Below are 25,516 nucleotides of genomic sequence, written 5' to 3'. Positions count from 1 at the left end.
CCACGCACTCGACCAGCGTGCGTAACTTGACGGTTAATGAACGGTATAGTTACATATCGGATCGTGTTCCCCGCCGAAGCGCTCGCCGACCCGGTGCGCCGGGCCATCGTCGAGCGCCTCGCGGGTGGCGAGGTCGGCGCGGGCGAGATCGCCGAGGCCTTCCCCGTCAGCCGCCCCGCGATCAGCCGCCACCTGCGCGTGCTGCGCGAGGCGGGGCTCGTGACCTCGCGGGCCGCGGGCCAGCACCGCATCTACGCCCTCGACCGCCGCCCGCTGGCCGAGCTCGACGCCTGGCTGGAGCGGTTCCGCCCCCTCGCACGACCGGGTCCGGCGAGCCGGCTCGACGCCCTCGACACCGAGATGCACCGCGGCCGGCGAGCTCGCCGCGCCACCGACCAAGGAGACGCCGATGACCACGCCGCCGGCTGACACCCGCACCGATCCCGACGGCACGACGACGGCCGTCTGGCGCCGCGAGTACCCCGATCCCGTCGAGGACGTCTGGGCCGCGATCACCGAATCCGAGCGGCTCGGGCGCTGGATCGGCACCTGGACGAGCGAGACCGAGCCCCGTGTCGGTGGCACGGTCTCGTTCACGCTCACCGGCGAGGTCGACGCGGGCGGCGAGGTCGACGAGCCGGCCGACGTGCGCATCCTCGCCTGCGAGCCGCCGCGCCACCTGCGCGTCGAGTTCCCGGCGCCCGACGACCAGGCGTGGCTCCTCGACCTCGCCGTCGAACCCCACGGCACGGGTGCCGTCCTCGTCTTTGCGCAGCGGCTGGTCGACGGGATGAAGGTCGAGGACGTCGACGCCGGCTGGCGCTGGTACCTCGACCGCCTCGGCGCGAGCCTCGCCGGCACCCCCATGCCCGACTGGTCGGCCTACGCCCCCGCCTGACGTGTCAGCGGCGTGGCGTCGCTGACACTGAGCGTCCGTATTCTTCCGTGGATCATGGAGGCGAGGCGCTCGTGACCGTTCCGCCCGTGCTCCTCGAGCCGGCGTTCGACCCGCTCTGGCGCTCCGTCTCCGCCGCCCTCGACCGCCGCGGCCTCACCGACCGCCGCCCCGTCGCGCTCCCGCAGGGCCTCGATCCGCAGGTCTACGCCCGCATCGGCGAGGTGCTCGGCCATCGCTTCGCCACCGTGCGGCGCCGCCTCGATCTCGCCGCCCTCGACGCCGGCCTGGCCGCCCGTGGCACCGACCTCGTCGCCGTCCTCACCGCCGCCGGCCACGCCCCCACCGGGCGCAAGGAGGCACGGGACGACGAGCGCTCACGCCGCGACGACCGCGACACGACGCTGATCGCCGCCGCCGACCAGCGCCTCGGCCCCGAACCGTGGGTCGCGGCCTGGGTGGCGTCGGTGCGCCCGTCGGTCCCCGACGCTGCCACCGCGGCACGCGCCGTCGACGTCGTCACCAGGGTCCTGGAGCAGGCCGACCACCGCCGCAGCCGGGGCGAGGTCGCCGCCCGCGTCCTGGGCTCCGCGCACGCCCTCGACCCCGGGACCCTCGAACGACGGTGGGTGCGGGCCGCCCTCGTCCACCGGGCCGGGAGCGACGCCACGGAGACCGACCTCTGGGCCGACGCCGGCCTGCCGGGCGACGTCGTCTCCGTGCCGACGCTCACCTGGGCGCTCCCGCTGCTCGGCGACGGGGTGGCCGCCGGCGTCCGCGCCCTCACCGCCGCCGGCGCGCCCGCCCCGCTGACGACGCTGACCACCCGTGACCTCCGCCTCGAGGTCCCGCCCGCCACCGTCGTGCTCTCGGTCGAGAACCCGCGCCTGCTCGAACTGGCGGCCCAGCAACGGCTCGCGGCGCCGCTCCTGTGCACCAGCGGCGAGCCGACGTCCGGCGCGCTGGCCCTGATCGACGCCCTGCGGCAGGCCGGCGCCGTCGTCCGCCACCACGGCGACATCGACGTCGGCGGCCTCGGCATCACGCGCCGGCTCGCCGACCGGGGTGTCGTGCCGTGGCGGATGGGCGTCGACGACTACCGGGACGCCGTGGCGCGGGCGGACGTCGCGCTGCCCGAGATCACCGCGGCGGTGCCGGCGACGCCGTGGGACCCGGACCTGCAGGGCGAGGTCCAGCGCGCCGGGGTGGCGATCGAGCAGGAGCGGGTGATGGACGACGTGCTCGCCGCTCACGTCATCGAGGCGGGGCGCTGCTGATCCGTCGGCTCCCCACGCAGCTCGCGCGCCAGCAGCGTCGCGGCGGCCGACGCGGCCGGGATGGCGACGATCGCGACGAACGGGATCGCCGCGAGCAGGTAGGTCGGGATCCCGACGCCCCAGGTCGCGAGGCGCCGGGTGCGCAGGAGCCGCCGCCGCCCCCCGAAGTCCAGCCCGCGGCGCTGCAGGGCCGGCGCGGTGAGCTCGATCATCAGCAGCCGACCGCCGACGAGCGCCGCGGCGACCGGCCCGAGCACCGGCCCGACGACGGGCACGAACCCCAGCACGAACAGCGGGACCGCCGCGAGCACCGAGAGCCCGATCAGCAGCAGGCCGTCCCGGGCCCCGCGCAGCAGCGAGCGCACCCACGACGGCTCCACCACGCCGGGCACCGGACCGATGCCCTCGTCGACGGTCTCGGCGAGCTTCTCGTAGAACGGGCCGCCCACCGCGAGCGTCACGGCGACGAAGGTGACGACGGCGACCCCCGCGGCGGCGGCCACCACGGCGGCGCCTGCCGCGATCCGCGCGCCGGTCCGCAGCGCCTCCGACCAGCCGTCGGCGAAGGGCGTCAGGCCCGTCGCGATGTCGGGCAGCCACGCCACGAGCGCCACCAGGGCGGCGACGTAGAGCACGGAGACGATCAGTGCGGGGATCGCGCCGAGCACCAGCAGGCGCGGGGTCCGCAGCACGGTGACCGCGCCGCGCACGAACAGGCGGAGGCCGAGCACCAGGTCCACGGTGCCCATCCTCCCGGTCGCCGGGCGTCAGGCGATCCACGCCCGGGCGCGGTCGAGCAGGGCGCGCGCCGCCGGGCTCAGCGGCGCGTCGCGGCGCCGGGCGAGGTCGATCTGCGCCCGCACCTCGGGGACGATCGGCACCGACCGCACGTCGCTGCGGTGCTCGACCGCCGGTGACGGCACGACCGCCACCCCCAGGCCCTGCAGGGCGAGGTCCACGAGCACGGGCGGCGACCCCGCCTCCAGCGCCGGGTGCAGCGTCACCCCGCCGTCGGCGGCGGCCCGGTCGAGCGCCGCCCGGACCCCGGCGCCGACCGGCAGGGCGATCAGCGTGTGCTCCGCGAGCTCGGCCACCGTCACCGTCCCGCCGAGCGGCCCGTCCGGGGGCAGCGCCGCGACGAGCGGGACGTCGAGGACCACGTCGACGTCGAGGTCCGCGGGCGGCTCGCCGTCGCGACCGACCCAGGCGAGGTCGAGGTCGTGGCTGCGCAGGCCGTCGAGCAGCGCGTCCGTGGCGGCCTCGACGAGCCGGATCCCGACACCGGGGTGGTCGCGGTGGAACTCGCCGAGCAGGCCCGGGAGGTCGACGACCCCGCCGCCGCGCACCATGCCGACCGACACGCGCCCGCGGACGAGGCCGGCGAGCTCGTCGGCCGTGTCGCGGACGCCGGTGACCGCGGCGAGCGCCGCCCGCGCGTGCGGCAGCACCGCCTCGCCCGCCGGGGTGAGCCGCACCCCGCGCGCCGACCGGTCGAACAGCACCTGCCCGAGCTCGCGCTCGAGGCGGGCGATCTGCGCGCTGATGCCCGGTTGGGCGACGTGCTCCCGCGCCGCCGCGCGCGTGAACCCGCCCTCCTCGGCCACCGCGACGAGGTAGCGCAGCTGGTGCAGCTCCATCAGCGGAGGTTATCGCAGCGAGCTCTGACAGCTCTTCGACTTCTGGGTCCCCGCGGCCGAAGCTGAGGGGCATGCGCACCCCCGCCGAGACCATGACCGCCTACTTCGAGGGCTGGCGCCGCCACGACGCCGAGTCGCTGCGCGAGGTCCTCGCCGACGACGTCGTCTTCGACGGCCCGATGGGCCACGTCGAGGGCGTCGAGGACAACGTGACGGCTCTCCACGGCCTGCTGAGCATCGTCACGGACGTCGAGGTGAAGCACGTCTTCCTCGACGGCGGTGACGTCTGCACGGTCTACGACCTGCACACCACCGAGACCGACGCCCCGATGCCCACGGTCAACTGGGCGCACGTCGTCGACGGCCGCGCCAGGACCATCCGCGCGATCTTCGACCCGCGCCCGCTGCTGGGCTGAACGGCCTACGTGAGTGAAATTGTGGGCTATAGCCCACAATTTCACTCACATAGGGTCGGGCACGTGCGCATCGCGTCGCTGCTGCCCGCGGCCACGGAGATCGTCGGCGCGCTGGGGCTCGCCGACGACCTCGTGGCCGTCACCTTCGAGTGCGACCGCCCCGACGTGCGCGCGACGCGACCGGTCGTCGTCGACACCGCGCTCCCGGCCGGCCTGACGCCCGCGGAGATCGACGCCACGGTCCGCGAGCGCGCCGCGGCGGGCCTCCCGCAGTACGCGCTCGACCGTGACGCCCTGCGCGACGCGGCCCCCGACCTCGTGCTCACCCAGGACCTCTGCCGGGTGTGCGCGCTGCCGGAGGCCACGGTCACCGAGGCGCTGGCCGACCTGGACCTCGACGCCACCGTGCTCACCGTCGATCCCCACACCCTCGACGAGGTCCTCGACGCCGTCGCCGAGGTCGCCCGCGCCGCGGGCGCGCCGGACGCGGGCGAGCGCCTGCTCGCCGACCTGCGACGACGCCTGCACCAGATCGACGACGCCCTCGCCGACCGGAACAGACCACGGGTCCTCGCCCTCGAATGGGTCGACCCGCCCTTCCTGCCCGGCCACTGGGTGCCGGCCATGGTCCGCCGGGCCGGCGGGGAGCCGCTCGCCGGGATCGACGGCGGGCGCAGCGTCGCCACCACGTGGCAGCAGCTCCGCGACGACACGCCCGACCTCGTGCTCGTCGCCCCCTGCGGCTTCGGGCTCGACGACGCCGTGGCCCAGGCCGCGACGGTCCGCGAGCGCCTGCCCGGCGTGCCCCTCGTCGCCATCGACTCGGCCTCCTACGTCGTCCGCGCCGGCCCGCGCCTGGTCGACGGCATCGAGGCGATCGCGCACGCCCTGCACCCCGACGCCGTCGCGGCGCCGCCGCCGGGCCGGATCGCGACCCTCAGCTGACCAGCTTGCGCGGCCCGGGCCCCTCGGCGGCCAGGCGGTCGTGCGGATTGGCGAGCCCGCAGCGGTCGAGCGAGAGGCACCCGCACCCGATGCAGCCGGTGAAGTCGTCGCGCAGCTGCTGGAGCCGGCGGATGCGGTCGTCGAGCTCCTCGCGCCACTGCGCGGAGAGCCGCTCCCAGTCCCCGCGGGTCGGCGTCCGTCCGTCGGGCAGGCCGTCGAGCGCGGCCCGGATCTCCGCGAGCGGGATCCCGACGCGCTGGGCGATGCGGATGAACGACAGCCGGCGCAGCACCTCGCGGCGGAACCGGCGCTGGTTGCCGGGCGTGCGGCGGCTGTGGATCAGGCCCTCGCGCTCGTAGAAGTGCAGCGCCGACACGGCGACCCCGCTGCGCTCGGCGACCTCGCCGACCGAGAGCTCCTGGCCGGGGTAGGGGCGGGGGTGGTCGTGCTCGCTCACGTGGGGCTCCCCGCCGCCTGCTCGTCGCGGGCGCGCCGCAGGGTCCGCGCCCACCACACCAGGGCGTCGAGGACGACGGTCGCCGCGGCGTCGGCGACCTCCTCGCGGGGGTGCCCGGTGGCGTCGAAGGCGCCGGACGCGCCGTGGAAGCTCACGGTGTCGCGCAGGCCCACCGCGTGCAGCTCGGCGAGCACCGGGCGCAGTTGCTCGACCGCCCGCAGTCCACCGGACAGGCCGCCGTAGGCGACGAAACCGACCGGCTTGTCGCGCAGCTCGCCCCCGACGGCGTCCAGGGCGGTCTTCAACGGGCCGGGGAAGCTGTGGTTGTACTCGGGGGTCACGATGACGACGGCGTCCGCGGCACCGATCCGCTCGGCGAACCCGGCGTCCAGGCCGGTGTCGCGCAGGTCGACGACGTCCACGGACAACTCGGGCCGGCGGCGGGCACGTTCGGCGAACCAGGCGGCCACGACCGGGCCGAAGCGACCGGTGCGGACGCTGCCGATCACCACCGCGAGCTGGACGGTCTTCTCGGTCATGTCGACGAACGTAGGACCTCGACCTTTGTTCAGGTCAATGGTTCGGGCAGGGACGCGAGCAGGCGCACCGTCGCGACCGCCGCCTCCTCGGTGCGCACCCCCGTGCGGTCGGCCCAGGCCGACACCGTCTCCCCGGCCGCGAGGGCGGCCCCGAGGTCGGTCTCGAGGTCAAGGGGACCGGACGCCGCCACCTCGGCCGTGACCACGTCGCACGCGGCCAGCACCCGCTCCCGGCGGCGCGCGAGGTGCTCGGCGAGCACGCGACGCAGCTCGGTGAGCGCGCCCTCGTCACCACCCGCGAGGTCGGCTGCCGCCCGGCGCAGGAGCGCCTGCAGCGTCTCGGGCGGCAGCCCCGGGTCCTGCGGCGCGGACGGAGCCGCTGCCCGCCCCCGCTTGGCGTCGCGACGACGCTGCTTCTCGGCACGTCGCTCGCGGTGGCCGGGCATCCCGCCATCCTCGCCCCTACCGCTCGGCGAGCGCGTCGCGGCCCGGGGTGAGGCTGGCGGCGTCGGCGGCGGCACGCCCGGCGGCCCAGCCGTCGCCGTTGCCGACGCTGAGCCGACGCCTCGTCAGGCGCGGGAAGAGCTCACCCACCGTGCGCTCGACGACCTCGGCCCGCGCCGCGAGCACCGGGAGGAGGCGTTCGCCCAGCTCGGCGCGCGCGTGGGCCTGCGCCTCGTGCGCGGCCGCCGTGAGCCGCTCGCCGATCCGCGTGGCGTAGGCCAGCAGGAAGGCGTGGCGGAACGACCGCGTGCGCGAGCGGGGCACCGACCCGTCGTCGGCGGCCAGCATCGCGCGGTCGGCCTGCACCAGCAGCGACGTGACCAGCAGCTCGACGGTCGCGAGGTCGGACGCGTGGCCCACCACCGTGACCATGTCCAGCGCGGGGAGGCTGACGGCGCGGCACCGGTTGGCGAGGGCCACCTGGTGCACGAGATTGGACTTGGCGCTCGCGTACGGCGGGTCGATCCACAACCGCCGCGCCGCCGCCCGCGGCTCGGACCCCGCCGGGCCCGTGACCAGCGCCTGCTCGAGCGCATGGCGCCCCATCAGCTCCTGCGCCTTCGCCGAGAGCGCCTCGGCCTCCTCGGGGAACTCCGTGGACTCCGCCTTCGCCAAGAGCCCGCGGACCCGGGCGAGCACCCGGGCGTCGACACCCTCGGGGGCCGGCGCCTCCTCCCCGAGCCACGGCAGCGTCGGGAGCCACCGCAGGAGCCCCACGAGCGCGACCGAGGCGGCCAGCGCGTCGTCGGGATCGAGCCCCCGCACCGAGCTCCACTGCGCCACCAGCGGCTCGTCACGCGCCGGCGGTGCGCCACCGAGGGCCGCGAGGTCGGCGTCGAGGACCCCGCCGCGGGGCCGGCGCGCCGCCGCGGCGCTCAGCACGTCGACGGCCAGCACGACCCGTCCGGCCGAGAGCCGCCGGCGCACCACCTCGGTGACGTCCCGCGCACCCCACCCCCGCTCGTGCACCGCGTCGGCGGCGTCGAGCAGGGCCAGCTCGGCGCCCGCCACCAGGGCGCGCGACCGCCCGTACCGCGCGCGCAGCACCCCCGCGACGTCCCTCCCCCGGCCCCCGGCCTGCGCGAGCCCCGCCAGGAACCGCGCGGCCTCCTCCGGGTCGTCCGACCCCGCCCTCGTCCCCATCCGTCCTCCCCGCTCGTTCCCGTCACAGGGTTCGACGGGGCCGGGCCCCGCGCGGTTCCATCGAGTTCCCCCGCTGTGCCCGGGCGCGCGTGGTCGGCCCGGGGGCGGGATGCGATTGTGGTCCGTCGGAGCAGGGGAAGGGCAGGACGGGAGGGTGGGCGTGGGCGTGCCGCAGGAGCCGGTCGGGAGCCCGACCGCGCCCCCGGACGACGGCCCCCGCACGAACGGTCGGGGCGGCGCCGAGGCCCACCCCGAGCACGACCCCGCCCTGCGCGACCGGGTGCAGCGCCTCGTCGGCGTCCTGCGCCGCGTCGCGCTCGCCCGGGCGCGCCCCGTGCGCCACACCCGCCACCACGTCGGCGAGCTCCCCCTGGTCGAGGTCGCCGACCAGAGCGCGGTCCGACGACCCCTCGAGGCCGGCGACGAGATCCTCCGCGCGACGGCCGACGGCCCGATGCGGGCGACGTTCGACGCACTGTTCGACCTGATGCGCGCCGCCGCCGACCAGCCCGAGGCCGTCGAGCTCGTCCTCGCCGGCGGCCTGCTGCACGCCCCCGACCACGACGTTCGGGTGCACCTGCTGGCCCGCCCGGTGCGGATCGCGCACGACGGGGACGCCATGGTCGTCACCCTCGCCGGCGAGGCCACCTCCTGGGAGGACGAGGAGCTGCTCGCGGGCACGGGGCTCGTCGACGACACCGTCACCGACGAGGGGCCCGCCCCCGCCTCCCCGCTCGCCCCCGACCTCGTCGACCACCTCGCCGCCTGGGCCGACCGCAGGCTGCGCGTCGAGCACACCCGCGGCGACGACTGGATCGGCCCGACGGGCCCGGGCACCGCGCTCGTCCCCGCGCCGACGCTGATCGCCCGCCGTCGCGGTGCCGCGGCGCTGCGCACGTTCTACGACGCGATGGTCGCCGATCTCGCCGACGGGACCCGGCCCCTGCCCGTCGGGCTCGCCCAGCTCGTCGCCGCCATCGAGCCCACCGACCGCGCCGCCTGGCTCGCGCGCACCGGCCACGACGAGCCGCCGGTCACCGACCCGCTGTTCCCGCTGCCCGTCGGCGCCGCCCAGGGCCGCATCCTCGGCCGGCTCGGGCGCGACTCCGGCGTCGTCGTCGAGGGCCCGCCCGGCACCGGCAAGACCCACACGATCGCCAACCTCCTCTGCGCCCTGCTCGCCGAGGGCCGCCGCGTGCTCGTGACCAGCGAGAAGGCGCAGGCGCTGCGGGTGCTGCGCGACAAGCTGCCGCCCGAGATGCGCGACCTGTGCATCTCGCTCGCCGACGCCGCCGACGAGGAGCCCGGGCTCGGCGCGGGCATCGCCGGGCTCGCCGCGCGCAGCACCGAGTTCGACCCCGAGGAGTCCGAGCGTGCGGTCGCGGAGCTCGTCGCGCGCCGCGACGGGCTGCTCGCCGAGCGGGACGCCGCGCTCGACGCCCTCGTCGCCGAGCGCGCCGCCGAGACGACCGTCCAGCGTGACCTCGGGCCGGGGATGACGGGCACGCGCGCGGAGGTCGTGCGGCGGCTGCAGGCCGCCCACGAGCGCGACGGGTGGCTCGCCGACGTCGTCGGTCCCGACGTCGACCTGCCCGCGTCGCCACCGCTGTCGACGGCGGAGTTCCGGACGCTGCGCGGCCTGCTCGCCACCGAGACCCCCGCCCGCCGCGAACGTGTCCGCCAGGTGCTCCCGCAGCCGGTCGAGCTGCCGCCCGAGGACCACGTCGCCGACCTCGCGGCCGCCGTCCTGCGCGGACTCGACGCGACGTCCGGCGACGTCGGGGACATCGTCGCGGCGCTGGGTAGCCTGCCCCCGGACGCCGCCGCCCACCTGCCCGGGGTCAGCCGCGCGGTCGCCGACGCGCTCGCCGAGCTGGGGGACACCGGTGACGAGGCCGAGTGGGCGCACGGGGTCGCCGACGCGGTGCTCGCCGGTCGCGCCGGGCACCTGTGGGGCCGCGCGACGGCCGGGCTGCGCCTCGTCGACGAGGTGCTCGAGCACGACCGCCGGGCGGGGCCCGCGCAGGTGCGGGTCGCCGACGCCGTGGACGTCGCCGCGGCCGCCCCGGTGTTCGAGCGGTTCGCGACGTTCCTCGCCGACGGCGGGACGACGCGGCGGATGTTCAAGCCCGAGGAGCAGAAGGCCGTCGAGCCCTACCTCGCCGACATCCACCTGCACGGCGCCGACCCGTCCACCGTCTCCGGTGCCACCGCGATCGCCCACCACCTGCGCATCCTCGAGATCACCGATCGGCTCTCCGAGGGCTTCGGCCCGCTCGGGCACCCGCTGCGCCGTGCCGAGCACCGCGCCATGCTCGTCGAGCAGGTCATGGCGCTGCGCGCGACGTGCCTCGCGGTGGGCCGGGTGCTGACGGCGGCGATGGGCGTGCGCCGGCTGCTCGCCGCGCTGCCCCCCGCCGACCGCCCGCGGGTCGACTCGCTGGCCCGGCTGCGGGTGCTGACGACGCTGACCCTCGACGTCGACGACACCCGCGCCGCGGAGCTGGCCCGCGCGGAGCTCGACGAGGTGCTCGAGCGGGTCCAGGCCGGGGTGGCGCCGGCCCGGCAGGCCCCCGAGCTGGTCGCGGTGCTCGACGCCCTGCGCCGCCGCGACGCCGACGCCTACACCGACGCCGTGCTCGCCGTCGAGACCGCGCACGCCGAGGCCCGCGACCAGCGTCGCGCCGACACCCTCGCCGCGCGCCTGGACGACGCCGCACCCGGCGCCGCGGCCCTGCTGCGCGCGCACGCCGACGAGCCCTGGCCCGACCGCGAGGAGCGCTTCGAGCAGGCGTGGGCCTACGCGCGGGCCGCGGCGCGCGTGGCGCAGTGGGCGGCCGCCGACGACGCTCCCGACCGGCTCGCCGACCTCGACGTCGAGCTCGCCGGCGCCACCGCGCGGCTCGCGGCGGCGAAGGCGTGGCGGGCATCGCTGACCCGGATCACCGCCGAGCAGATGCGCGCGCTGCAGAGCCACCGGGCCTCCGTCGCCGCGGTCGGCAAGGGCACCGGGCGCCACGCCGACCGCTACCGGGCCGCCGCGCGCGAGGCCGTCGAGGTCGCCCGCGACGCCGTCCCGGCCTGGGTGATGCCGATCCGCGAGGTGCTCTCCGCCGTCGAGCCCCGCCCGGACGCGTTCGACGTGGTGATCGTCGACGAGGCCAGCCAGGCCGATCTGACCAGCCTGTTCCTGCTCTGGCTCGCGCCGCGCGTGATCGTCGTCGGCGACGATCGGCAGTGCACCCCCGCCGACGTCGGCGGCGGTTCGCTCGAGCCGGCGTTCGCCCGGCTCGAGACCGACCTGCCCGAGGTGCCGTTCTACCTGCGCAGCCAGTTCACGCCGCGGGCGAGCGTGTTCTCGGTGTTCCGCGCGACGTTCGGGCCGCCGATCCGGCTGCGCGAGCACTTCCGGTCGATGCCGGAGATCGTCGGCTGGTCGTCGCGCGAGTTCTACAGCGGTCCCGGGGAGAAGGACGCGCCGCTCGTGCCGCTGCGGCAGTTCGGCGCCGACCGGCTGCCGCCGCTGCGCGCGACGTTCGTGCCGGACGCGGCCGTGCGCGGGCAGGGCTCGTCGCTGGCGAACGACGCCGAGGCCGCCGCGCTCGTCGACGCCGTCGCGCGCTGCGCCGACGACCCCGCCTACGCCGCCGCGACGTTCGGGGTGGTCGTGCTGCAGGGCCACGGGCAGGTCGAGCTGATCGAGGGCCTGCTGCGCGAGCGGCTCCCGGTGGGCGAGTGGGAGAGCCGGCGGCTGCGGGTCGGCGTCGCCGCGGACTTCCAGGGCGACGAGCGCGACGTCGTGTGGCTCTCGATGGTCGTGGCGCCGGGGCACCGCCTGGTCGCGCTGACCGCCGAGCGCTACCGCCAGGCGTTCAACGTGGCCGCGTCCCGCGCCCGCGACCAGATGTGGCTCTTCCACTCCGTGGGTGTCGACGACCTCGGGCCCTCCGACCTGCGCCGCAAGCTGCTCGAGCACGTCACCGCGGAGGAACCGGACGGCTCGGCCGGCGCGCCGGAGAACCGGCCGGCGCCCGCCGAGGTCGACCGCGAGCACCGTCACCCGGCGTTCGGCAGCCTGTTCGCGCAGCGGGTCTTCGCCGACCTCTCGGCGCTCGGGTTCGCGGTCGTCCCGCAGGTCGACGTGCACGGGCGGGTGCTCGACCTCGTCGTCACGGGGGCGACGGGCCGGCTCGCGGTGCTCTGCGACGGCGACGAGGCGCGCCGCCCCGCCACCCGCGCCGACGTCGAGGCCGAGCACGACCTGCGCCGCTGCGGCTGGCCCGTCGTGCGGGTCGCCGAGTCGCGCTACGTCGCCGACCCCGAGGGCGCCCTCACCCCGGTGCTCGACGCGGCCGCGGGCGCCGGGATCACGCCGCAGGCGCCGACCGGACCGCTCGCCGTCGTCGAGTCGGCCCCGGAGGACCACACCGAGTACCGCCCGCGCCGCGGACGCTCAGGGCGCGCGGTCCTCGGGGGCGCGGTGCCCGAGACGCTCGACGAGCTCGTGGCCGACCTCGCCGCCCAGGGCTTCCCGCCCCCGCGCCGCGACGCGCGCGTGCACGACCCCCGCGGCGGCACCGTGCTCACCGACGCCGCGGCGCTCTGGCCGACCGGCATCAGCCGCCGAGCCCTCGCCCCGCCGGTGATCCTCGCGCCCGACCTCGCCGACCCGGCCCGCGACCGCCTCCGCGACCTCGGCTACCAGGTGTTCACGTCGGTCGCCGACGTCCGCGCCCACCTCGCGGCGTCCTCACAGCACTGAGGCACGGAGTGTCTCAGCCTGGCGGCCACGCTGACGCTCAAGGTCAGGAAACCCACCACGATCTTGGAGCTCAGGCTGCGGTCGGCGCCTGCTCCACGAGGTACCGGGCCCGGTAGTGCCGCTCCGCGTCGCCGACGACGCGGGTCAGCAACCGGGCGCCGAGGAACGCCCCGAGCGCCGCGTCGAGCACCGGACCGACGGCCGGCACGAAGCGCAGCAGCTCCGTCGGCCCGCGGTGCACCGAGAGCCGCATGACGATGAGGCCCGCGAGGTGCCGGCGATCACCGTCGGTCGTGCCGCCCAGGGTCGTGGCGACGAGCGCGAGCACCTCGGTGCGCTCGGCGTCGGAGCTCACCGCGAAGCCGTAGCTCGCGCCGACGTGGGACACGGCCCGCACGCACGTCGCGGTGGTGAGCAGGCCGTCGAGCCCGAGACTGCCGACGGCGCCCACCAGCGGCGCCCACCGTCCCGCCCCGAGCACGCCGGTGAGCAGGCCGGTCGCCCCCGCCTGCACGGCGCCGACCGTCCCGTAGATCCAGCCGAACGCCGGCCGGGCGTCCTCGTCGACGGCCGGCGCGTCCGCGGTCTCGCGCCCGAGGAGGACCCGCGCGGGGTCGAGCGTCGCGTGACCGAGCCATTCGCCGGCCGCACCGGCCGCCGCCGCGACGTCGGTGGGGCTGGGCAGCGCACGGACCCACGCCTGGAGCGTGCCGAGCACGTCGGCGACCCGTGCCGGCGCCGGGTCCTCCGGCGGCGACGGCACCGTGCTGACGGGTGCGAGGGCGACGGTCATCCGGGCTGACGCTAGGTGGCCGGAGGGGTGGTCAGAGAACCAGGATCTTCCCGGTCGGTGGCCTCCGGATGAACGTCAGGTGGACGCTGGGCCGATCGAGTCAGGCGCCCGCGAAGATCTCGTCGCCTTCGTCGTCCATGTCGTCGCCGCCGTCGTCCGGCTCGCCGTCGACGTAGGGCTGGTACTTCGCGGGGTCGAAGGGGAGCTCGACGCCGAAGGGCAGCTCGTACTTGTCGTGCAGGAAGCGCTCGCGGTAGAGGTGCACGGCGGTGTCGACGACCTTGGCCAGCAGCCGCGCCGAGAGCACCGCGCCGACGCCGACCCCGAGCACCGGCACGAGCTGCGCCAGCTCCCGCTGCCCGATCTGGCTCAGCAGGCGCCGGTAGACGGCCTGGCCGAGCCGCTTGATCTGCTGCTGTTGCTGCTTGCGCTTCTGGTTCTCCTCCGACTTCGCCGTGATCAGCTCGGAGAGGTCCTGGTAGGCCTCCGGCGCGTCCTCGTCCGAGGAGAGGCCGACGGCGAGGACGGCCAGGGCGATGATCTGCTCGGAGCGCTTGGTGACGTCGTAGCCGTGATAGGCGGCGACGTGCGCGACCGCACGCGTGCAGGAGGCGACGGTGAGCAGCGTGTCGCCGGTGAGGGTCGCGGCCACGACGGCGATCCCGGGCAGGCTGCCGAGCCCGGCGCCGCCCGACCCACCGGCGACGGCCGTCGCGCCCGTCCCGGTGAGCAGGCCGGTGACCCCGCCCTGCACGCCGGCGAACACCGTGTAGCCGAGGTCGAGCCGCGGCATCGCTGCCTCGACGTCCGCGATGTCGAGGTCGCGGATGTCCTTGAAGTCGGTGACGTCGTGGCCCAGCGCGCGGAAGTCGGCGAACACCGAGTCCCGCCGCAGCGTCGCCGCCCCGGCGCCCGCGCCGGCCGCGGCGAGCTGGTGGAGCGCGCCCTGCACACCGTCGTCGACCTGGGAGACCCCGGGAACGCGGCGCAGGAAGGACGTGACCTCCGCGCGGACGCCCGCGATGCCGGTGAGCACCGGGCTGAGGACCCCGGACGAGCTCTGGATCGAGCGGTCCTTCCACTGCACGACCTCGCGCCAGCGCTCCGCGTCGCTGGGGGAGACGTCCGGCGTGGTGGCTGCGGGATCGTCCGTCGTCGTGCTCACAGTCGGACGGTACCCACAGGGAGCACACACAGTCATGAACGTGGCGACGTCGTGACGTCCAGAGACCCTTCGGTGTAGCGGACGACGACGTCCGCGGCCGCGGGAAGGCCCTCCTGCGCGGCGAGCGCCTGCTCGGTCTCCCGCCAGGCGGCTCGGTGCGGTGCGTAGAGCGACCAGTCCTCGCGGGCCCGGAGCCGACGTTCCCGCTCGTGGGGGTCGGCGTCGACCCAGACGGTCAGCGCCTCGTGCTCCCGGAGCACCGCCGCCCCGGCGCCACAGCCCTCGAGGACGACGACCCGTGTCCCGACCGGGCGCTCCCGGTCCGGGCCCTCGGTGTCGTTCTCCCAGTCCCAGCTGCGCCATCGCGGCGTCTCGCCCCGCCGCAGCGGGTCGACGAGCCCCGCCACGGCCCGCGCCGGGCCCTCCGCCAGCCCCGCCCAGCCGGGGTAGAACTCCTCGATCGAGACGACGGTGATGTCGTCGTACGTGCCCAGGGCCTCCGCCAGAGCTGTCTTCCCGGCACCGGAGAAGCCGTCGATCCCGACGAGGACGGTGGCGCCTGCCGACGCGGGGAGCGAGGTCAGGGAGGTGGCGAAGGAGTCGATGGAGGTCACTTCGTTGGTACCGGCGGAAGGCTGCTGACGACGACCTCCGTCACTCGGCGCGCGGTCTCACATGGAGGGGACGGCTGAGAGCCGAACTCTGTGGAGGACACGTCGACCGCCTGCCCGAGTGCGATGCCGGTCGTGACAGTGCAGGTCAAAGCTGTAGGCGTCGTCTGTTGGGCGACGGCGGGGAGTCCGTCGATGGTGATCGGCTCGAAGACTTGGTACGTCGGTCGGGACCGATAGGTGTCGACGAGATAGTCACGGTCGACCACGACCGCGACAGAGACCTCCCGCGAGAAGCCAGGGCCCGACCAGACGCAGGCCGGTGACCCGTAGGGCAACTGCTGTACGCGGCCGTTCGCCTCGAGCCCGAATTGCCTGAGCTCGCTGCTGTCGAGGAGCGAGCAGGGTCGAGCGGCGTGTGCGGTTCCGTCGAGCGATCTCGGCGGGACCGGGGCTCCGAAGCGATCGGGTGCAGGCGCTGGACTCGGTTCCGGAGATTGGCTGGAGCAGCCGACGACGAGTACGGCGACAACGAGTGCGATCGCTGCAAGCGAGCGATTCAAGGTCGCCTCAACGCCGCGTCGTTCTCCGAGTCGGTTCGGTCGTACTCGGCCATCGCCTTCCGCAGCGCGGTGATCATGCCCTGAATCTGACGGATCCCGCTGTCGATGGCCACGACGAACGATCCGTTGCCGCCGACGGCGGCCGCACCGAGCACATTCGCGGCGTCGCGACTCACGAGGTCGGCTGTCGGCGGAGTGATCTTTCCGAGTCGCTCGGCCTCTCGCCGGATATCGCTCAGTTCGCGCGCCGCCTCCTCCAACTCCTGGATCGCCTCGGGCGCCCGGGCCAGGTCGACCTCGAACGACCCGCCTCCGATCTCGGGCGGCCGGTAGCGCGGGGCGACGCGGCCGTCGGGGAGCGTCAGGGGCGAGTCGGCGGTCAGCGGGGGAGGCAGGGGTTCGGTCATCGCCGTCCTTCCGCTCGCGTGGGCGCGTCCGGCTGCCGACGCTAGCGAGATCTCCGGCTCCGTAGGGCCGGGACGCGAGAGCTGACGAACTTTGACGCAACTGCTTCGAAAATCGAAGCGTTCCCACCACAGAGTCCGGCTCCCCGCGGGCCGGGCTCAGAACGGCCGCCGCCGACCCGCCGGTCCACCCGCGGCCGGCCGGACCTTCTCCCCCCGCGCCCGCTGGCCGGCGAGCCGCATGGCCTCGACGATCAGGTCGCTGTTCCCGCGGCCGGTCGCCGCGTCGACGCGCGGGTAGACCAGCGGGCTCGGGTGCGGCGCCTGGGCCACCGTCGCTCCTCGCAACGCCTCCGGCAGCCCGACACGCGTCAGCCGGGTCCACGCCCGGGCGGCCGGCTTGCCGAGCAGCACCACCTCGGACGGCGCAGGGTCCAGCATCTCGAGCAGCGCGACGAGGTATGGCTGTGCCCGTCGGGATTCCTTCTCCAGGGAGCGGACGGGCTTGGCGGGGTTCGCGACCCACCACGGCACGACGTTCCAGTGCAGCGAGATGTCGTAGCCGAGCTTGGCTCGATCGGCGGCGATGTACGTGTTGTGCGCCGTCGGGTCGTTGTTGTGCCTGCTGACGAACCCCGAGCCCTCCTCGGCCTCGCCCGACGGGTCCTGGAGCAGCACGAGCACTCGCGCGCCCAGGCCGGCGCTGGCCGGGTCGAAGTACGGGAGGTTCTCGTAGGTCGTGTCCCGGACGTGGTCGACCCAGCGGTTCAACTCCCCGATCGTGCCGTCGTAGCGCTGCGCCCAGCGCTCGGCGTGCACGTCCGGGGTGAGGTCGCGGCTGAGCAGCTCGCCCCGCTTGTGGGCGAGCTTGTTCCAGACCGGGCGCGGCATCAGCGCCGTTCGAGCAGCACGACGGGGATCGTGCGGTCGGTCTTCTCCTCGTAGCCGGCGAAGCCCGGGTAGTCCTGCTTCTGCTTCTCCCAGATCGGCCCGCGCTCGTCGGAGGGCAGGTCGCGAGCGTGCAGCGTGACGGTGTCCGTGCCGATCTCGGCCTCGACGTCCGGCTGCGCGAGCAGGTTGTGGTACCAGGCGGGGTTGACGTCCGCGCCGGCGTAGGACGCGAAGACCGCGTACCCGCCGTCCACGGCCTGGTACATCATCGGCGTGACGCGCTCCGCGCCCGACTTCCGGCCGATGTGGTGCAGCAACAGCAACGGCGCACCCTCGAACGGCCCGCCGACGCGCCCTTCGTTGGCGCGGAACTCCTCGATGATCTGCTGATTCCAGTCGCTCACGTCCTCCATCCTGCCCTCGCGTCGCGGCGCCCTCAGGTCGAGGACGTGATCTCCCACCCGAGGGCGACGGACGGGGTGTCGTCGCACGCGAGCACGGTCCAGGCGGTGGGGCTCCACCGGAACACCGCGTCCTGGCCCCACGCCGCGCCGAGCGCGCAGGCGTCCTCGTCGTCGAGACCCACGACGAGCGCGCCCTCCTCGGCGTGCGACCCGTCCTCCGCGCCGGCTACGGAGCGCCAGTGCCGCAGCCCCCGCTCGTCGAGTTCGGCCTCCAGCGCGGTCTGGCGCGCCGCGTTCTCCGCGGCGGACAGGCGCTCGAGTCCCGGGTTGTGGGCCGTCACGACGTGCACGGGAGCGGCGAAGGGGAACGTGCCGAGGACGTTGCCGTCGGTCCGTGGGCGCAGGACCAGTCCGCGGTCGCCGAGGTCGGGGACGCGGAGGACCGCGCGGGTGTAGTCGTCGGTGCGGGCGTCCCTGGTCATCGGGCGGATTCTGGCCGGTCCGGTGAAAGCGCACCTCCGTGACGGCGGATCTGCCTACCTTGGCTCCCGTGGCCGACGTGCGGGTGGTGCTCCAGTCGCTGCTCGACGCTGCCCACGGCGTCGACGCCGTCATGGACGAGCTGGCCGCCCACGACGCCGGCGAGCTGCGAGCAGGCCCGTCGGCGTTCGGTCACGACGCCCTCGCGGTCGTGGTCGGAGACTTCGGCGAGCGCTGGTCCCATGGCCTCGCCAACCTCACCGACGACGGCAACGCGCTGGCCCGCGGCCTCGCGGAGGCGGCGCACGCGTACGCCGACGCCGAAGGTCTCGTGGTCGAGCAGTTCCGCTTCGGACGGTGACGCGTCGTGGCGGAGCTCGGGGAGACCGCCGACCCGGTTGCCCTCGTCCCGGGCGACCCAGCGGCCGTTCGCTCGGTCCAGGTGGCGATGTCGAGGCTCGGTGCGGCGCTGCTCGGTGCGGGTGACGGTCTACGCCGCATCGACACCGGCGACTGGCAGGGCGAGGCGGCCGACTCGTTCCGCCGCGTCTTCGACCCGGTGCCGACGCAGTGGACCGGTACCGGCGAGGCGTTCCTGCAGGCCGCGGACGCAGTCGGGGACTACCTCGCGGTCCTCGAGTGGGCGCAGGGCGAAGCGGAGATCGTGGCGGCGGACTGGGTGGGCGCTCAGCAGCAGAGCGCGGAGCCGCGTGCCCCCGAGATTCCCGACCCCGGGGTGGCCGGCCGGGCCGTGGCGGCGGAACGCCTCCAAGCGATCCGCGCTGCCGTGGTCGAGGCCGGGGATCGAGCTGCAGCGCTCGTCGGACGAGCGCGCGACCTCGCGCCGCCGTCGCCGTCGGTTGCTCACCAGCTCGGTGGTGTCCTCGGGGACCTCGCCGGCGGCGCCTGGTCGGAGCTCTCGTCGACGGGCCAGTTCCTGTGGCAGATCAACCCGACCCGGTTCCTCGTCGAGCCGGCCGCCGCGGTGGACGGCTGGGAGAACCTCGCGACCGGCGTCGCGAACGCCGCCACGAACCCGACCGAGACGATCGAGCAGGCTCTCAACCCCCGCGAAGCCGCGACCAACCCGACGCGCTGGGCGGGGGAGATGCTCACCGGGGCCGGCCTCTCGGCCATCGGTGGAGCCGGGGTCGCTGGACGGGTGGAGCGGACCGTTCGCGCCGCTGACGCCCTGGGACCGGGAACGAATGAGCCGAACGCTGAGACGCCACCTCCACTCGGACGCTACAACGGGCTCACCGCCACCGAGCACGCCGACGAAGAGGGCAGACAGATCGGCCGACGAGGAAGCGCGAAGAGCATGAAGTTCCCGGTAAGGGAGGTCGACTCTGTGTCGGACATCGACGAGATCTTCGAGGCCCTGTCCGAAGGCGGCCAGGTCGTCCACATCGCAGGTGGGAGAACGGTGGTCCTTCTCAGCGACGGCACCTACTTGACCTACCGAGAGACATCGTCGACTCCTCCACACGAGCCTGCGGTGGACATCAACGCAGGGCGGGACCGGCAGGTGCGGGTGCACACTCCGCGTCGGGAGGGTGGATGAGCGACGAGCTCCAGTTGATGGACGACATCGTCGACGAGGCCCAGGTCGACTGGATCGACTTGGGTCACGCCGTCGGGATCGTCAGCCAGGCCGAGGAGGGCGACGACCTCGTCTTGCTGCGACGAGCGGGAAGGCTCGTCGCCCGGCTCGTCCGCGAGGGGCGGCTGGTTCCCGGAGACGTCGGGACATCGCCCGGTGCGTTCGACCGCTGGCCGTCGCCACCGGAGGAGGCGGCGCGCTTCCTCGAGGAATACGTGGAGGACGTCGTCGCCGGGGTGAAGCCGTACGAGCCGTGGCGGCCGTGCCTGTTCGCGGCAGCGGACGGCTCGTCGACGTGAGTTGTCCACAGGCCAGGACCGCACGGAACCGCTGAGACCTCGCGGGACTCCAACACCCAGGAGACCCGAGGAGGCGGATATGGCGAAACCCGCACGGACGCGGCGGAGCAGGGAACGAACGGTGGCCGGGCGCCACCACGAGGACAAGGACGAGTTCGTCCGGCGGACGCTCGGGCGCCGGGCCCTGCGCGAGGAACGGTTGGACGGCGAGCTGACCGTCCAGCTCCTCCCGCATCATCTCGCCGCTGGGGAGCTGTCGACGATCGTCGTCGGGCGGGAGATCGAGGTCGCGCCGGCGATCTACACCAGCGGGTACCTGCCCGCGCTCTCCGAGGGCGAGACGTGGAAGGTCGACGAGTTCGGGTGCTTCGACGCCCGGGGCGGGGTGATCGCAGCGCCGGTCGCGGCGGAGGAGTGTCGCTGTCGGGTGGACGTCCTCGACGTCGACGGGCGCCTGTTCCCGGTCAACTGGGCAGCGTCCGACCCCGGCGAGGGGCGGCTGTGGGTGGAGGGCGCGCTCTACCTCGACCCCGAACTGGCCGCGGGCACCGAGCACGGCGAGGCCGTGGCGCTGTGCCGACGGCGGTACCGGGTGCGGGAGATCCGCCGGTACCGGCGCACCACCTACCGGCCGGAGGACCCGGTGCGCCTGGATGCGGTCCCCGCGCCAGACGAGGTCACCGACGCGGCGATCTACGTGGCGGATCTCCAGCTGGTCGACGACGCGTCCCCGACGCTCTTCGACGCGGAGGCGGCGGGCCTACGCCCGGGGTAGCCGCTCAGCGGCCGCCGCCCCGCGGACCGCCACCGCGGTTGCCGTCGCCGCCGCGGTCGGGGCCAGCGCGGTCACCACCAGCGCGGTCACCACCAGCGCGGTCAACCACCAGCGCGGTCACCACCAGCGCGGTCACCACCGCGATCGCCGCCACGGTCGGCCTGACCTCGATCGCCACCGCGGTCACGGTCACCGCGGCCGGCCTGGCCGCGGTCATCCCCGCCTCCTCGGTGGGAGGCGTTGGCCCGCGGCGGTGGGTCGTTGCGGGTCGGCTCGGCCGTGGGCGACCCGGGGTCCGGGTCGTCGCTCGGCGCCGGCGGTGTCGACGAGCTCGGTGCGGACGAGGAGGGCTGCGACGAGCTCGTCGGGGCCGAGGAGGTCGGCGCGGACGGAGCAGGAACGCCGCCGCCCGACGAGCCACCACCCGGAGCACCAGCACCCGGAGCGATCCCAGGAGCGGGGGCGGGGGCGAGGTCGTCGTTGCCGAAGGTCGGCACGAACCCGACCCCAGACGGGACCGGCGCGCTGGCGGCGGCGAGGGACGGCGGGGCGGAATTGTCGGGCGCGGCCGAACCGTCCGGTGAGGACGTGGCGCCACCCGGGAGACCGAGGTCGTCCGTCCCGACAGGGCCGGGACCGGGGGCCGGCGGTCCGGCGTCGGGGAGGAGGTCGGAGCCCGGGACACCGGGGCCGGCGGCCGGGCCCGTGGGCTCGCCGCCGAGCCCGATGACGTCGAACCCGTTCGCCGTGGCCGCCGCGACACCGAGTGCGGCCACGGAGGCGGCAGCCAGGCAGGCCGCGGCGATCGGCAGCCGCCGGTCGCGCTCGGCGGACGCCGGGGCGGCGCCGGGCGCGGACGGGAGCTCGATGTCCGCGCCGAGCTGGGCGATCTCGCGGGCCGCGATCACGCCGGGGCTCGTGGCCCCGGCCGGGACACCGAGGAGGTGGGAGAAGGCGAGCGCACCGTGCACGAGCCGGCGCTCGACGACCTCGAGGGGGACACCGTCGACGGCGGCGATCTCGTGGGCGGCCATCCCGTGGGCGTAGCGCTGGACGAGCGCCCGCCGCTGCACCGTCGGCAACGATCCGAGCGCCTGCGCGGCGGGCGGGAGCTCCGGCGCGGGAGAGGGCGCAGGTGCGGGGGCAGCCTTGGCGCGCGTCGAGTACGCGGCCCGCACGGTGTGGGCGGCGGGGCCCGCGGTCACCGGCGCCAGGATGTCGGTCTCGTCGACGCCCCGCGGCCGGGTGCCGCCCCGCGCGAAGCCGCCGGACCGGCCGGGCACGATCACCGCGCCGTACGCCGGGGGCGCCGCCCGCCCCGCGGTCACGACGAGCCGGCCTCGTCGATCCGCGCGCCGTGGTCGGCGTGCACGTGGTGCACGGCGGTGTTGCCCCCGGCAGCGACCGCCGCCGGGTGCGGGGCCGCGGCGAGGTGGCGGTCGCGGTTGGGGAGCTGGCCGGACAGGGACTCGAGCAGGCGCCCGAGGTCGGTGCGCACGCCGTCGTGCAGGCCCTTGAGTCGCTGCAGCTCGTTCTCTGCCTCGGTGTGACGCCGGCGGATGATCGCTTCGGTGTCCTCGCGACGACGCTGGGCCTCGCCCTCGGCCTCGCGGGTGATCTGCTCGGCGCCCATGCGGGCCTCGGCGAGCGTCTGCTCGGCCTCCTCGCGGGTCGCGGCGGCCTGCTCGTCGAGCTCCCGCTCGCGCTCGTCGAGGTCCGCGCGACGGCGCGACGCCTCCTCGTCGAGCGAGGCACGGCGCGCGGCGAGGTTCTGCTCGACGTCCTGGCGGTGGGCGTCGGCCTCCTTGCGCGTGCGCTCCATCAGCGCCGAGGCCTCGCGCGCAGCGGTGGCGCGGGCGTTCGCGGCCTCCTGCTCGGCGACACGCAGCACGCGTTCGAGCCGGTGCCCGAAGCCGTTCTGCACCGTCCCCTCGCCCTCGCCGTCCGGCGAGCGCTCCGCACGGCTGCGCGCCCGGCTCAGCTCGGCCTCGGCCTGGTCGGCGCGCTGCTGCTCCTGCCGGTGGGCGTGCTCGAGCATCTCGACCCGGGACAGCAGTGCTTGGACGTGCCCGTCGACCTGGTTCGGGTTGTAACCCCGCTTCGTCAGGTCGAACACGTTGGTCTGAGTGGCATCACCCGACTGGCTCACAAGGGCGGACCATAGCTCACCCGTTCGCGTGCGATCACCCCCCTGCTGAAACCGGCCGGTGACCTGATCGTGACCGAGCCCGGACGACATGCTTGTCATTAACGGCACGGGCGGGTGACGCCCCGTGCCGGAGTCCTCGCTCAGGGTGCCGACGGAGATCCGGCGACGAGGCCCGCGAGCAGGGCGGTCCGCACCGGGATGTCGTCGACGACCACGTGCTCGTGCTCGGCGTGGGCGCCCCCGCCGCTCGCTCCGAGCCCGTCGAGGACGGGCAGCCCGGCCGCCGCGAGGATGTTGCCGTCACTACCGCCGCCCACCTCCCGCGGGTCGAACGGCACTACGAGCGAGGCCACGACCGAGCGCGCCCGCTCGACGAGCTCCGGGGCCGGCTCGGACCACGGCGGCCGGTTCCACCCGCCGGACACGTCGACGTGCACGCGCCCGTCGGCGGGCCGCCACGCCGCGAGCGCCTCGCCCACCCGCTCGGCCTCGCCGGTGGTCCGCGCCCGCACGTCGAGGTCGAGGCGCGCGTGCTCCGCGACGACGTTCGGCCGGGTCCCGCCGGTGAGCACGCCGACGTTGACCGTCGTGCCCGCCGCGGGGTCCGCCAGCCCGACCAGGTGCGTGGTCAGGGCGGCCAGCTCGTGCACCGCCGACGCGCCGGCCTCCGGGTCCAGGCCGGCGTGGGCGGCGACGCCCGTCGCGGTCACCGTCCACAGCCCGACGCCCTTGCGCGCGGTCTTCACCGTGCCCGCGACGCCGCCGGGCTCGAGCACGAGGACGGCCGAGGCCCCTGACGACGCCGCGACCAGCGCGGCGCGCGACCCCAGGCTCCCGACCTCCTCGTCCGCGCTGACCAGCAGTCGCACCGTCGGCCGTGGCACTCCGAGCTCGTCGAGCGCGGCCACCGCGTGCACGCCCTGCACCAGGCCCGCCTTCATGTCGAACACCCCGGGCCCGCGGGCGATCCCGTCGACCACCGAGAACGGCCGGCGCGCCAGCGTCCCGGCCTCGAAGACGGTGTCGAGGTGCCCGAGCAGCACGACGACCCCGGGCAGCGAGCCCGGCGCGTCGACCTGGATCACCGCGCCCGGCCCCTCGCCGAGCGTCGTCACGCTCTCGCCCCGCCACCGCTCCCGCACCCACGACACGAGCTCGGCCGCGCCGCGCGCAAGCAGCGACGGGTCCGTGCTCGGCGTCTCCGTGCGCACGAGCTGCGCCAGGTCGTCGACCACCTCGTCGAGACGCCCCGCCACCAGAGACCGCACCGCCGACATTCACACCCCCAACGGGAGACGCAGCACGATCCACACCACGAACAGCACGACCCAGACCGCGAACATCGTCATCGCGATCGGCAGCGTCATCGACACGAGCGTCCCGATGCCCGCCGAGCGCCGGTACTGCTGCAGGAAGCCGAGCGTGACGGCGAAGTAGGGGCTCATCGGGGTGAGCACGTTGGCGATCGAGTCGCCGATGCGGAACGCCGCCTGCGAGGCCGCGGCGTCGATGCCGACCAGCAGCAGCATCGGCACGATCACCGGCGCGAGCAGCGACCACTGCGCCGACCCGCTGGTGATCACCAGCCCGAGCAGGAAGATCAGCAGGATGCTCAGGACGAGCAGCACGGGCGCGGGCGCACCGAGCGCGCGCAGGGCGTCGGCGCCCGTCACCGCCAGCCACTGGCCGATGCCGGTCCACGAGAACCACGCCAGGAACTGCGCGATGACGAAGAACAGCACGAGCAGTGGCGCGACCTCGCTCATCCCGTCGCGCATCATCGTGGGCACGTCGCCGGCGCGCGTGATGCTCCCGGTCGCCACCCCGTAGGCGATGCCGACGGCCGTGAACCCGAGCAACAGGATCACCGCGATCCCCGAGACGAACGGCGACTGGATGATCCCGCCGCCCTCGGGGTCGCGCAGCGGTGCGCCCGGCGGCAGCCACGCCACGGCGCAGAGCGCGAGGAACGCCACGAGCGTCACGCCGGCGACCTTGAGACCGCGCACCTCGACAGCCGAGATGGTGAGGTCGGCGGCGTCGTCGTCGGCCGGGGGAGACGAGTCCACCGCCCCCAGCTTCGGCTCCACCACCTTGTCGACGACGACCGCCGCGGCCAGCGCCACGATGATCGCCGAGGCGATCGAGAACCAGTAGTTCGACAGCGCCGTCAGCTCGACGGTGGGGTCGACGATCGCCGCGGCGCGGTTGGTGATCCCGGCGAGCAGGACGTCGGTGGCGGTCAGGAAGATGCTCGCGTCGTAGCCCGCCCCGACCGCGACGAAGGCCGCGACCGCCCCCACCGCGGGGCTGCGGCCGAGCGTGCGGAAGACCATCGCGCCGAGCGGGATCAGCACCATGTAGGCCGCGTCGGAGGCCACCGACCCGCTGACGCCGGTGAGCATCAGCGCCGGCGCCACCAGCCGCCGCGGCGCCCGCAGCACCGTGACCCGCAGCAGCGTCGGCAGCAGTCCCGACCGGTCGGCGACGGCGATGCCGAGCAGCACCGCGATGATCGTCCCGAGCGGCGGGAACTCCACGAAGTTCTCGATCGCCGAGCCGAGCGCGAACCGCAGCCCCTCGCCGGAGAGCAGGCTGCGCACCGGGGTCGGCGCCGGCGCGCCCGGCACCTGCGCCTCGAGACCGACCCCCGCGAGGATCGCCGAGAGGACCGCCAGCACCGCGCCGAGCAGCACGAACAGCAGCACCGGATCGGGCAGCCGGTTGCCGACCCGTTCCACGACCCCGAGGAACCCCCGCAGGCGTTCCGGCTCGGTCGGTGACGTCTCCGACTCGGTCGCCAT

The 25,516-nt window shown here is 75.3% G+C and carries 28 protein-coding genes; 10 read left to right on the top strand and 18 right to left on the bottom strand.

The genetic code is table 11. The features are described 5' to 3' along the window. Positions 1-63: 63 nt before the first annotated feature. The 3 genes from WCD41_RS20785 to WCD41_RS20775 all read left to right on the top strand — a co-directional run bounded on the left by WCD41_RS20785 (position 64) and on the right by WCD41_RS20775 (position 2,172). Positions 64-429 carry an ArsR/SmtB family transcription factor gene (locus tag WCD41_RS20785; RefSeq protein ID WP_337715904.1) on the top strand — a complete coding sequence of 122 codons (366 nt, stop codon included), beginning with the start codon at positions 64-66 and terminating at the stop codon, positions 427-429. Beyond that, on the top strand, positions 410-898 hold the full coding sequence (locus tag WCD41_RS20780; protein ID WP_337715902.1) for an SRPBCC domain-containing protein: 489 nt from the start codon (positions 410-412) through the stop codon (positions 896-898). The genes WCD41_RS20785 and WCD41_RS20780 overlap by 20 nt, the downstream gene beginning before the upstream one ends. Positions 899-969: 71 nt before the next feature. After that, positions 970-2,172 carry a DUF2399 domain-containing protein gene (locus tag WCD41_RS20775; protein ID WP_337715900.1) on the top strand — a complete coding sequence of 401 codons (1,203 nt, stop codon included), beginning with the start codon at positions 970-972 and terminating at the stop codon, positions 2,170-2,172. Here the strand turns inward: WCD41_RS20775 and WCD41_RS20770 are convergent. Further along, positions 2,145-2,912, bottom strand: a complete 768-nt coding sequence (locus tag WCD41_RS20770; RefSeq protein ID WP_337715899.1) for an EI24 domain-containing protein — start codon at positions 2,910-2,912, stop codon at positions 2,145-2,147. The two genes, WCD41_RS20775 and WCD41_RS20770, sit on opposite strands and share 28 nt — an antisense overlap. Positions 2,913-2,939: 27 nt before the next feature. Continuing rightward, the gene (locus WCD41_RS20765) at positions 2,940-3,809 is read right to left on the bottom strand and encodes a LysR family transcriptional regulator (protein ID WP_337715897.1); all 870 of its coding nucleotides are present in this window, start codon (positions 3,807-3,809) and stop codon (positions 2,940-2,942) included. A 71-nt stretch (positions 3,810-3,880) separates the two neighbouring features. On the opposite strand from WCD41_RS20765, the gene WCD41_RS20760 reads away from it, so the two are divergent. Next, the gene (locus tag WCD41_RS20760; protein ID WP_337715895.1) at positions 3,881-4,225 is read left to right on the top strand and encodes a nuclear transport factor 2 family protein; all 345 of its coding nucleotides are present in this window, start codon (positions 3,881-3,883) and stop codon (positions 4,223-4,225) included. 63 nt (positions 4,226-4,288) lie between these two features. After that, positions 4,289-5,170 carry an ABC transporter substrate-binding protein gene (locus WCD41_RS20755; protein WP_337715893.1) on the top strand — a complete coding sequence of 294 codons (882 nt, stop codon included), beginning with the start codon at positions 4,289-4,291 and terminating at the stop codon, positions 5,168-5,170. On the opposite strand, the gene soxR is transcribed toward WCD41_RS20755, so the two are convergent. Genes soxR through WCD41_RS20735 form a run of 4 tightly spaced genes read right to left on the bottom strand, consistent with a single transcriptional unit; the run spans position 5,163 to position 7,813 of the window. After that, on the bottom strand, positions 5,163-5,627 hold the full coding sequence (gene soxR, locus WCD41_RS20750; RefSeq protein ID WP_337715891.1) for a redox-sensitive transcriptional activator SoxR: 465 nt from the start codon (positions 5,625-5,627) through the stop codon (positions 5,163-5,165). The two genes, WCD41_RS20755 and soxR, sit on opposite strands and share 8 nt — an antisense overlap. Further along, positions 5,624-6,166, bottom strand: coding sequence for an NADPH-dependent FMN reductase (locus WCD41_RS20745; RefSeq protein WP_337715889.1), 543 nt, complete (start codon positions 6,164-6,166; stop codon positions 5,624-5,626). Before WCD41_RS20745 ends, soxR begins: the two co-directional genes overlap by 4 nt. A 29-nt stretch (positions 6,167-6,195) precedes the next feature. After that, complete coding sequence (locus WCD41_RS20740) at positions 6,196-6,612, bottom strand: hypothetical protein (protein ID WP_337715888.1); 417 nt, start codon at positions 6,610-6,612, stop codon at positions 6,196-6,198. Between the two features lie 16 nt (positions 6,613-6,628). Further along, positions 6,629-7,813, bottom strand: coding sequence for a DUF2786 domain-containing protein (locus WCD41_RS20735; protein ID WP_337715886.1), 1,185 nt, complete (start codon positions 7,811-7,813; stop codon positions 6,629-6,631). A gap of 160 nt (positions 7,814-7,973) precedes the next feature. On the opposite strand from WCD41_RS20735, the gene WCD41_RS20730 reads away from it, so the two are divergent. Beyond that, positions 7,974-12,575 carry a PDDEXK-like endonuclease domain-containing protein gene (locus WCD41_RS20730; RefSeq protein ID WP_337715884.1) on the top strand — a complete coding sequence of 1,534 codons (4,602 nt, stop codon included), beginning with the start codon at positions 7,974-7,976 and terminating at the stop codon, positions 12,573-12,575. Between the two features lie 70 nt (positions 12,576-12,645). Here the strand turns inward: WCD41_RS20730 and WCD41_RS20725 are convergent, their stop codons facing one another. The 8 genes from WCD41_RS20725 to WCD41_RS20695 all read right to left on the bottom strand — a co-directional run bounded on the left by WCD41_RS20725 (position 12,646) and on the right by WCD41_RS20695 (position 17,888). Further along, entirely contained in the window at positions 12,646-13,368 is a 723-nt protein-coding gene (locus WCD41_RS20725) for a hypothetical protein (RefSeq protein WP_337715882.1), read from the bottom strand. A gap of 100 nt (positions 13,369-13,468) precedes the next feature. Beyond that, the gene (locus WCD41_RS20720) at positions 13,469-14,533 is read right to left on the bottom strand and encodes an EcsC family protein (protein ID WP_337715880.1); all 1,065 of its coding nucleotides are present in this window, start codon (positions 14,531-14,533) and stop codon (positions 13,469-13,471) included. A gap of 32 nt (positions 14,534-14,565) precedes the next feature. Then, positions 14,566-15,147, bottom strand: coding sequence for a nucleoside/nucleotide kinase family protein (locus WCD41_RS20715; protein WP_337715878.1), 582 nt, complete (start codon positions 15,145-15,147; stop codon positions 14,566-14,568). Then, the gene (locus WCD41_RS31155) at positions 15,144-15,707 is read right to left on the bottom strand and encodes a DUF3558 domain-containing protein (protein WP_373695163.1); all 564 of its coding nucleotides are present in this window, start codon (positions 15,705-15,707) and stop codon (positions 15,144-15,146) included. Before WCD41_RS31155 ends, WCD41_RS20715 begins: the two co-directional genes overlap by 4 nt. After that, the gene (locus WCD41_RS20710) at positions 15,704-16,114 is read right to left on the bottom strand and encodes a hypothetical protein (RefSeq protein WP_337715876.1); all 411 of its coding nucleotides are present in this window, start codon (positions 16,112-16,114) and stop codon (positions 15,704-15,706) included. The genes WCD41_RS31155 and WCD41_RS20710 overlap by 4 nt, the downstream gene beginning before the upstream one ends. A 156-nt stretch (positions 16,115-16,270) precedes the next feature. Then, complete coding sequence (locus WCD41_RS20705; RefSeq protein ID WP_337715873.1) at positions 16,271-17,002, bottom strand: uracil-DNA glycosylase; 732 nt, start codon at positions 17,000-17,002, stop codon at positions 16,271-16,273. Further along, entirely contained in the window at positions 17,002-17,415 is a 414-nt protein-coding gene (locus WCD41_RS20700) for a nitroreductase family deazaflavin-dependent oxidoreductase (RefSeq protein WP_337715870.1), read from the bottom strand. The genes WCD41_RS20705 and WCD41_RS20700 overlap by 1 nt, the downstream gene beginning before the upstream one ends. A gap of 23 nt (positions 17,416-17,438) precedes the next feature. Then, positions 17,439-17,888, bottom strand: a complete 450-nt coding sequence (locus WCD41_RS20695; RefSeq protein ID WP_337715868.1) for a DUF3293 domain-containing protein — start codon at positions 17,886-17,888, stop codon at positions 17,439-17,441. A 68-nt stretch (positions 17,889-17,956) separates the two neighbouring features. Here WCD41_RS20695 and WCD41_RS20690 point away from each other — a divergent pair, with 68 nt between their 5' ends. The 4 genes from WCD41_RS20690 to WCD41_RS20675 all read left to right on the top strand — a co-directional run bounded on the left by WCD41_RS20690 (position 17,957) and on the right by WCD41_RS20675 (position 20,563). Next, on the top strand, positions 17,957-18,247 hold the full coding sequence (locus WCD41_RS20690) for a hypothetical protein (protein WP_337715866.1): 291 nt from the start codon (positions 17,957-17,959) through the stop codon (positions 18,245-18,247). 6 nt (positions 18,248-18,253) lie between these two features. Continuing rightward, positions 18,254-19,450, top strand: a complete 1,197-nt coding sequence (locus tag WCD41_RS20685) for a putative T7SS-secreted protein (protein ID WP_337715864.1) — start codon at positions 18,254-18,256, stop codon at positions 19,448-19,450. Beyond that, positions 19,447-19,788 carry a hypothetical protein gene (locus WCD41_RS20680; protein ID WP_337715862.1) on the top strand — a complete coding sequence of 114 codons (342 nt, stop codon included), beginning with the start codon at positions 19,447-19,449 and terminating at the stop codon, positions 19,786-19,788. The genes WCD41_RS20685 and WCD41_RS20680 overlap by 4 nt, the downstream gene beginning before the upstream one ends. A 79-nt stretch (positions 19,789-19,867) precedes the next feature. Next, positions 19,868-20,563: a hypothetical protein gene (locus WCD41_RS20675; protein ID WP_337715860.1), complete on the top strand. Its 696-nt coding sequence runs from the start codon at positions 19,868-19,870 to the stop codon at positions 20,561-20,563. Positions 20,564-20,664: 101 nt separating this feature from the next. Here WCD41_RS20675 and WCD41_RS20670 read toward each other — a convergent pair whose 3' ends face one another. From WCD41_RS20670 to WCD41_RS20655, 4 genes are all read right to left on the bottom strand, one after another. Then, on the bottom strand, positions 20,665-21,891 hold the full coding sequence (locus WCD41_RS20670; protein ID WP_337715857.1) for an RNA polymerase sigma factor: 1,227 nt from the start codon (positions 21,889-21,891) through the stop codon (positions 20,665-20,667). After that, positions 21,888-22,679 (bottom strand): ATP synthase subunit B family protein, encoded by a 792-nt coding sequence (locus WCD41_RS20665; RefSeq protein WP_337715855.1) that lies wholly within the window; start codon positions 22,677-22,679, stop codon positions 21,888-21,890. Before WCD41_RS20665 ends, WCD41_RS20670 begins: the two co-directional genes overlap by 4 nt. A 173-nt stretch (positions 22,680-22,852) precedes the next feature. Then, positions 22,853-23,989 (bottom strand): M20/M25/M40 family metallo-hydrolase, encoded by a 1,137-nt coding sequence (locus tag WCD41_RS20660; RefSeq protein WP_373695162.1) that lies wholly within the window; start codon positions 23,987-23,989, stop codon positions 22,853-22,855. Next, positions 23,990-25,516: an AbgT family transporter gene (locus WCD41_RS20655; protein WP_337715852.1), complete on the bottom strand. Its 1,527-nt coding sequence runs from the start codon at positions 25,514-25,516 to the stop codon at positions 23,990-23,992.

Source organism: Actinomycetospora aeridis, assembly GCF_037400275.1.
GTDB lineage: Bacteria > Actinomycetota > Actinomycetes > Mycobacteriales > Pseudonocardiaceae > Actinomycetospora > Actinomycetospora aeridis.
Note: the sequence above shows the minus strand (reverse complement) of the source record. Positions and strands in the feature narration are given on the sequence as shown.

Bases quoted from the DNA above. Each gene is read 5' to 3' on its own strand.
- WCD41_RS20780 (WP_337715902.1), top strand. From the start codon at position 410: ATGACCACGCCGCCGGCTGACACCCGCACCGATCCCGACGGCACGACG.
- WCD41_RS20765 (WP_337715897.1), bottom strand. From the start codon at position 3,809: ATGGAGCTGCACCAGCTGCGCTACCTCGTCGCGGTGGCCGAGGAGGGC.
- WCD41_RS20760 (WP_337715895.1), top strand. From the start codon at position 3,881: ATGCGCACCCCCGCCGAGACCATGACCGCCTACTTCGAGGGCTGGCGC.
- WCD41_RS20745 (WP_337715889.1), bottom strand. From the start codon at position 6,166: ATGACCGAGAAGACCGTCCAGCTCGCGGTGGTGATCGGCAGCGTCCGC.
- WCD41_RS20740 (WP_337715888.1), bottom strand. From the start codon at position 6,612: ATGCCCGGCCACCGCGAGCGACGTGCCGAGAAGCAGCGTCGTCGCGAC.
- WCD41_RS20735 (WP_337715886.1), bottom strand. From the start codon at position 7,813: ATGGGGACGAGGGCGGGGTCGGACGACCCGGAGGAGGCCGCGCGGTTC.
- WCD41_RS20725 (WP_337715882.1), bottom strand. From the start codon at position 13,368: ATGACCGTCGCCCTCGCACCCGTCAGCACGGTGCCGTCGCCGCCGGAG.
- WCD41_RS20710 (WP_337715876.1), bottom strand. From the start codon at position 16,114: ATGACCGAACCCCTGCCTCCCCCGCTGACCGCCGACTCGCCCCTGACG.
- WCD41_RS20705 (WP_337715873.1), bottom strand. From the start codon at position 17,002: ATGCCGCGCCCGGTCTGGAACAAGCTCGCCCACAAGCGGGGCGAGCTG.
- WCD41_RS20700 (WP_337715870.1), bottom strand. From the start codon at position 17,415: ATGGAGGACGTGAGCGACTGGAATCAGCAGATCATCGAGGAGTTCCGC.
- WCD41_RS20695 (WP_337715868.1), bottom strand. From the start codon at position 17,888: ATGACCAGGGACGCCCGCACCGACGACTACACCCGCGCGGTCCTCCGC.
- WCD41_RS20680 (WP_337715862.1), top strand. From the start codon at position 19,447: ATGAGCGACGAGCTCCAGTTGATGGACGACATCGTCGACGAGGCCCAG.
- WCD41_RS20675 (WP_337715860.1), top strand. From the start codon at position 19,868: ATGGCGAAACCCGCACGGACGCGGCGGAGCAGGGAACGAACGGTGGCC.
- WCD41_RS20660 (WP_373695162.1), bottom strand. From the start codon at position 23,989: ATGTCGGCGGTGCGGTCTCTGGTGGCGGGGCGTCTCGACGAGGTGGTC.
- WCD41_RS20655 (WP_337715852.1), bottom strand. From the start codon at position 25,516: ATGGCGACCGAGTCGGAGACGTCACCGACCGAGCCGGAACGCCTGCGG.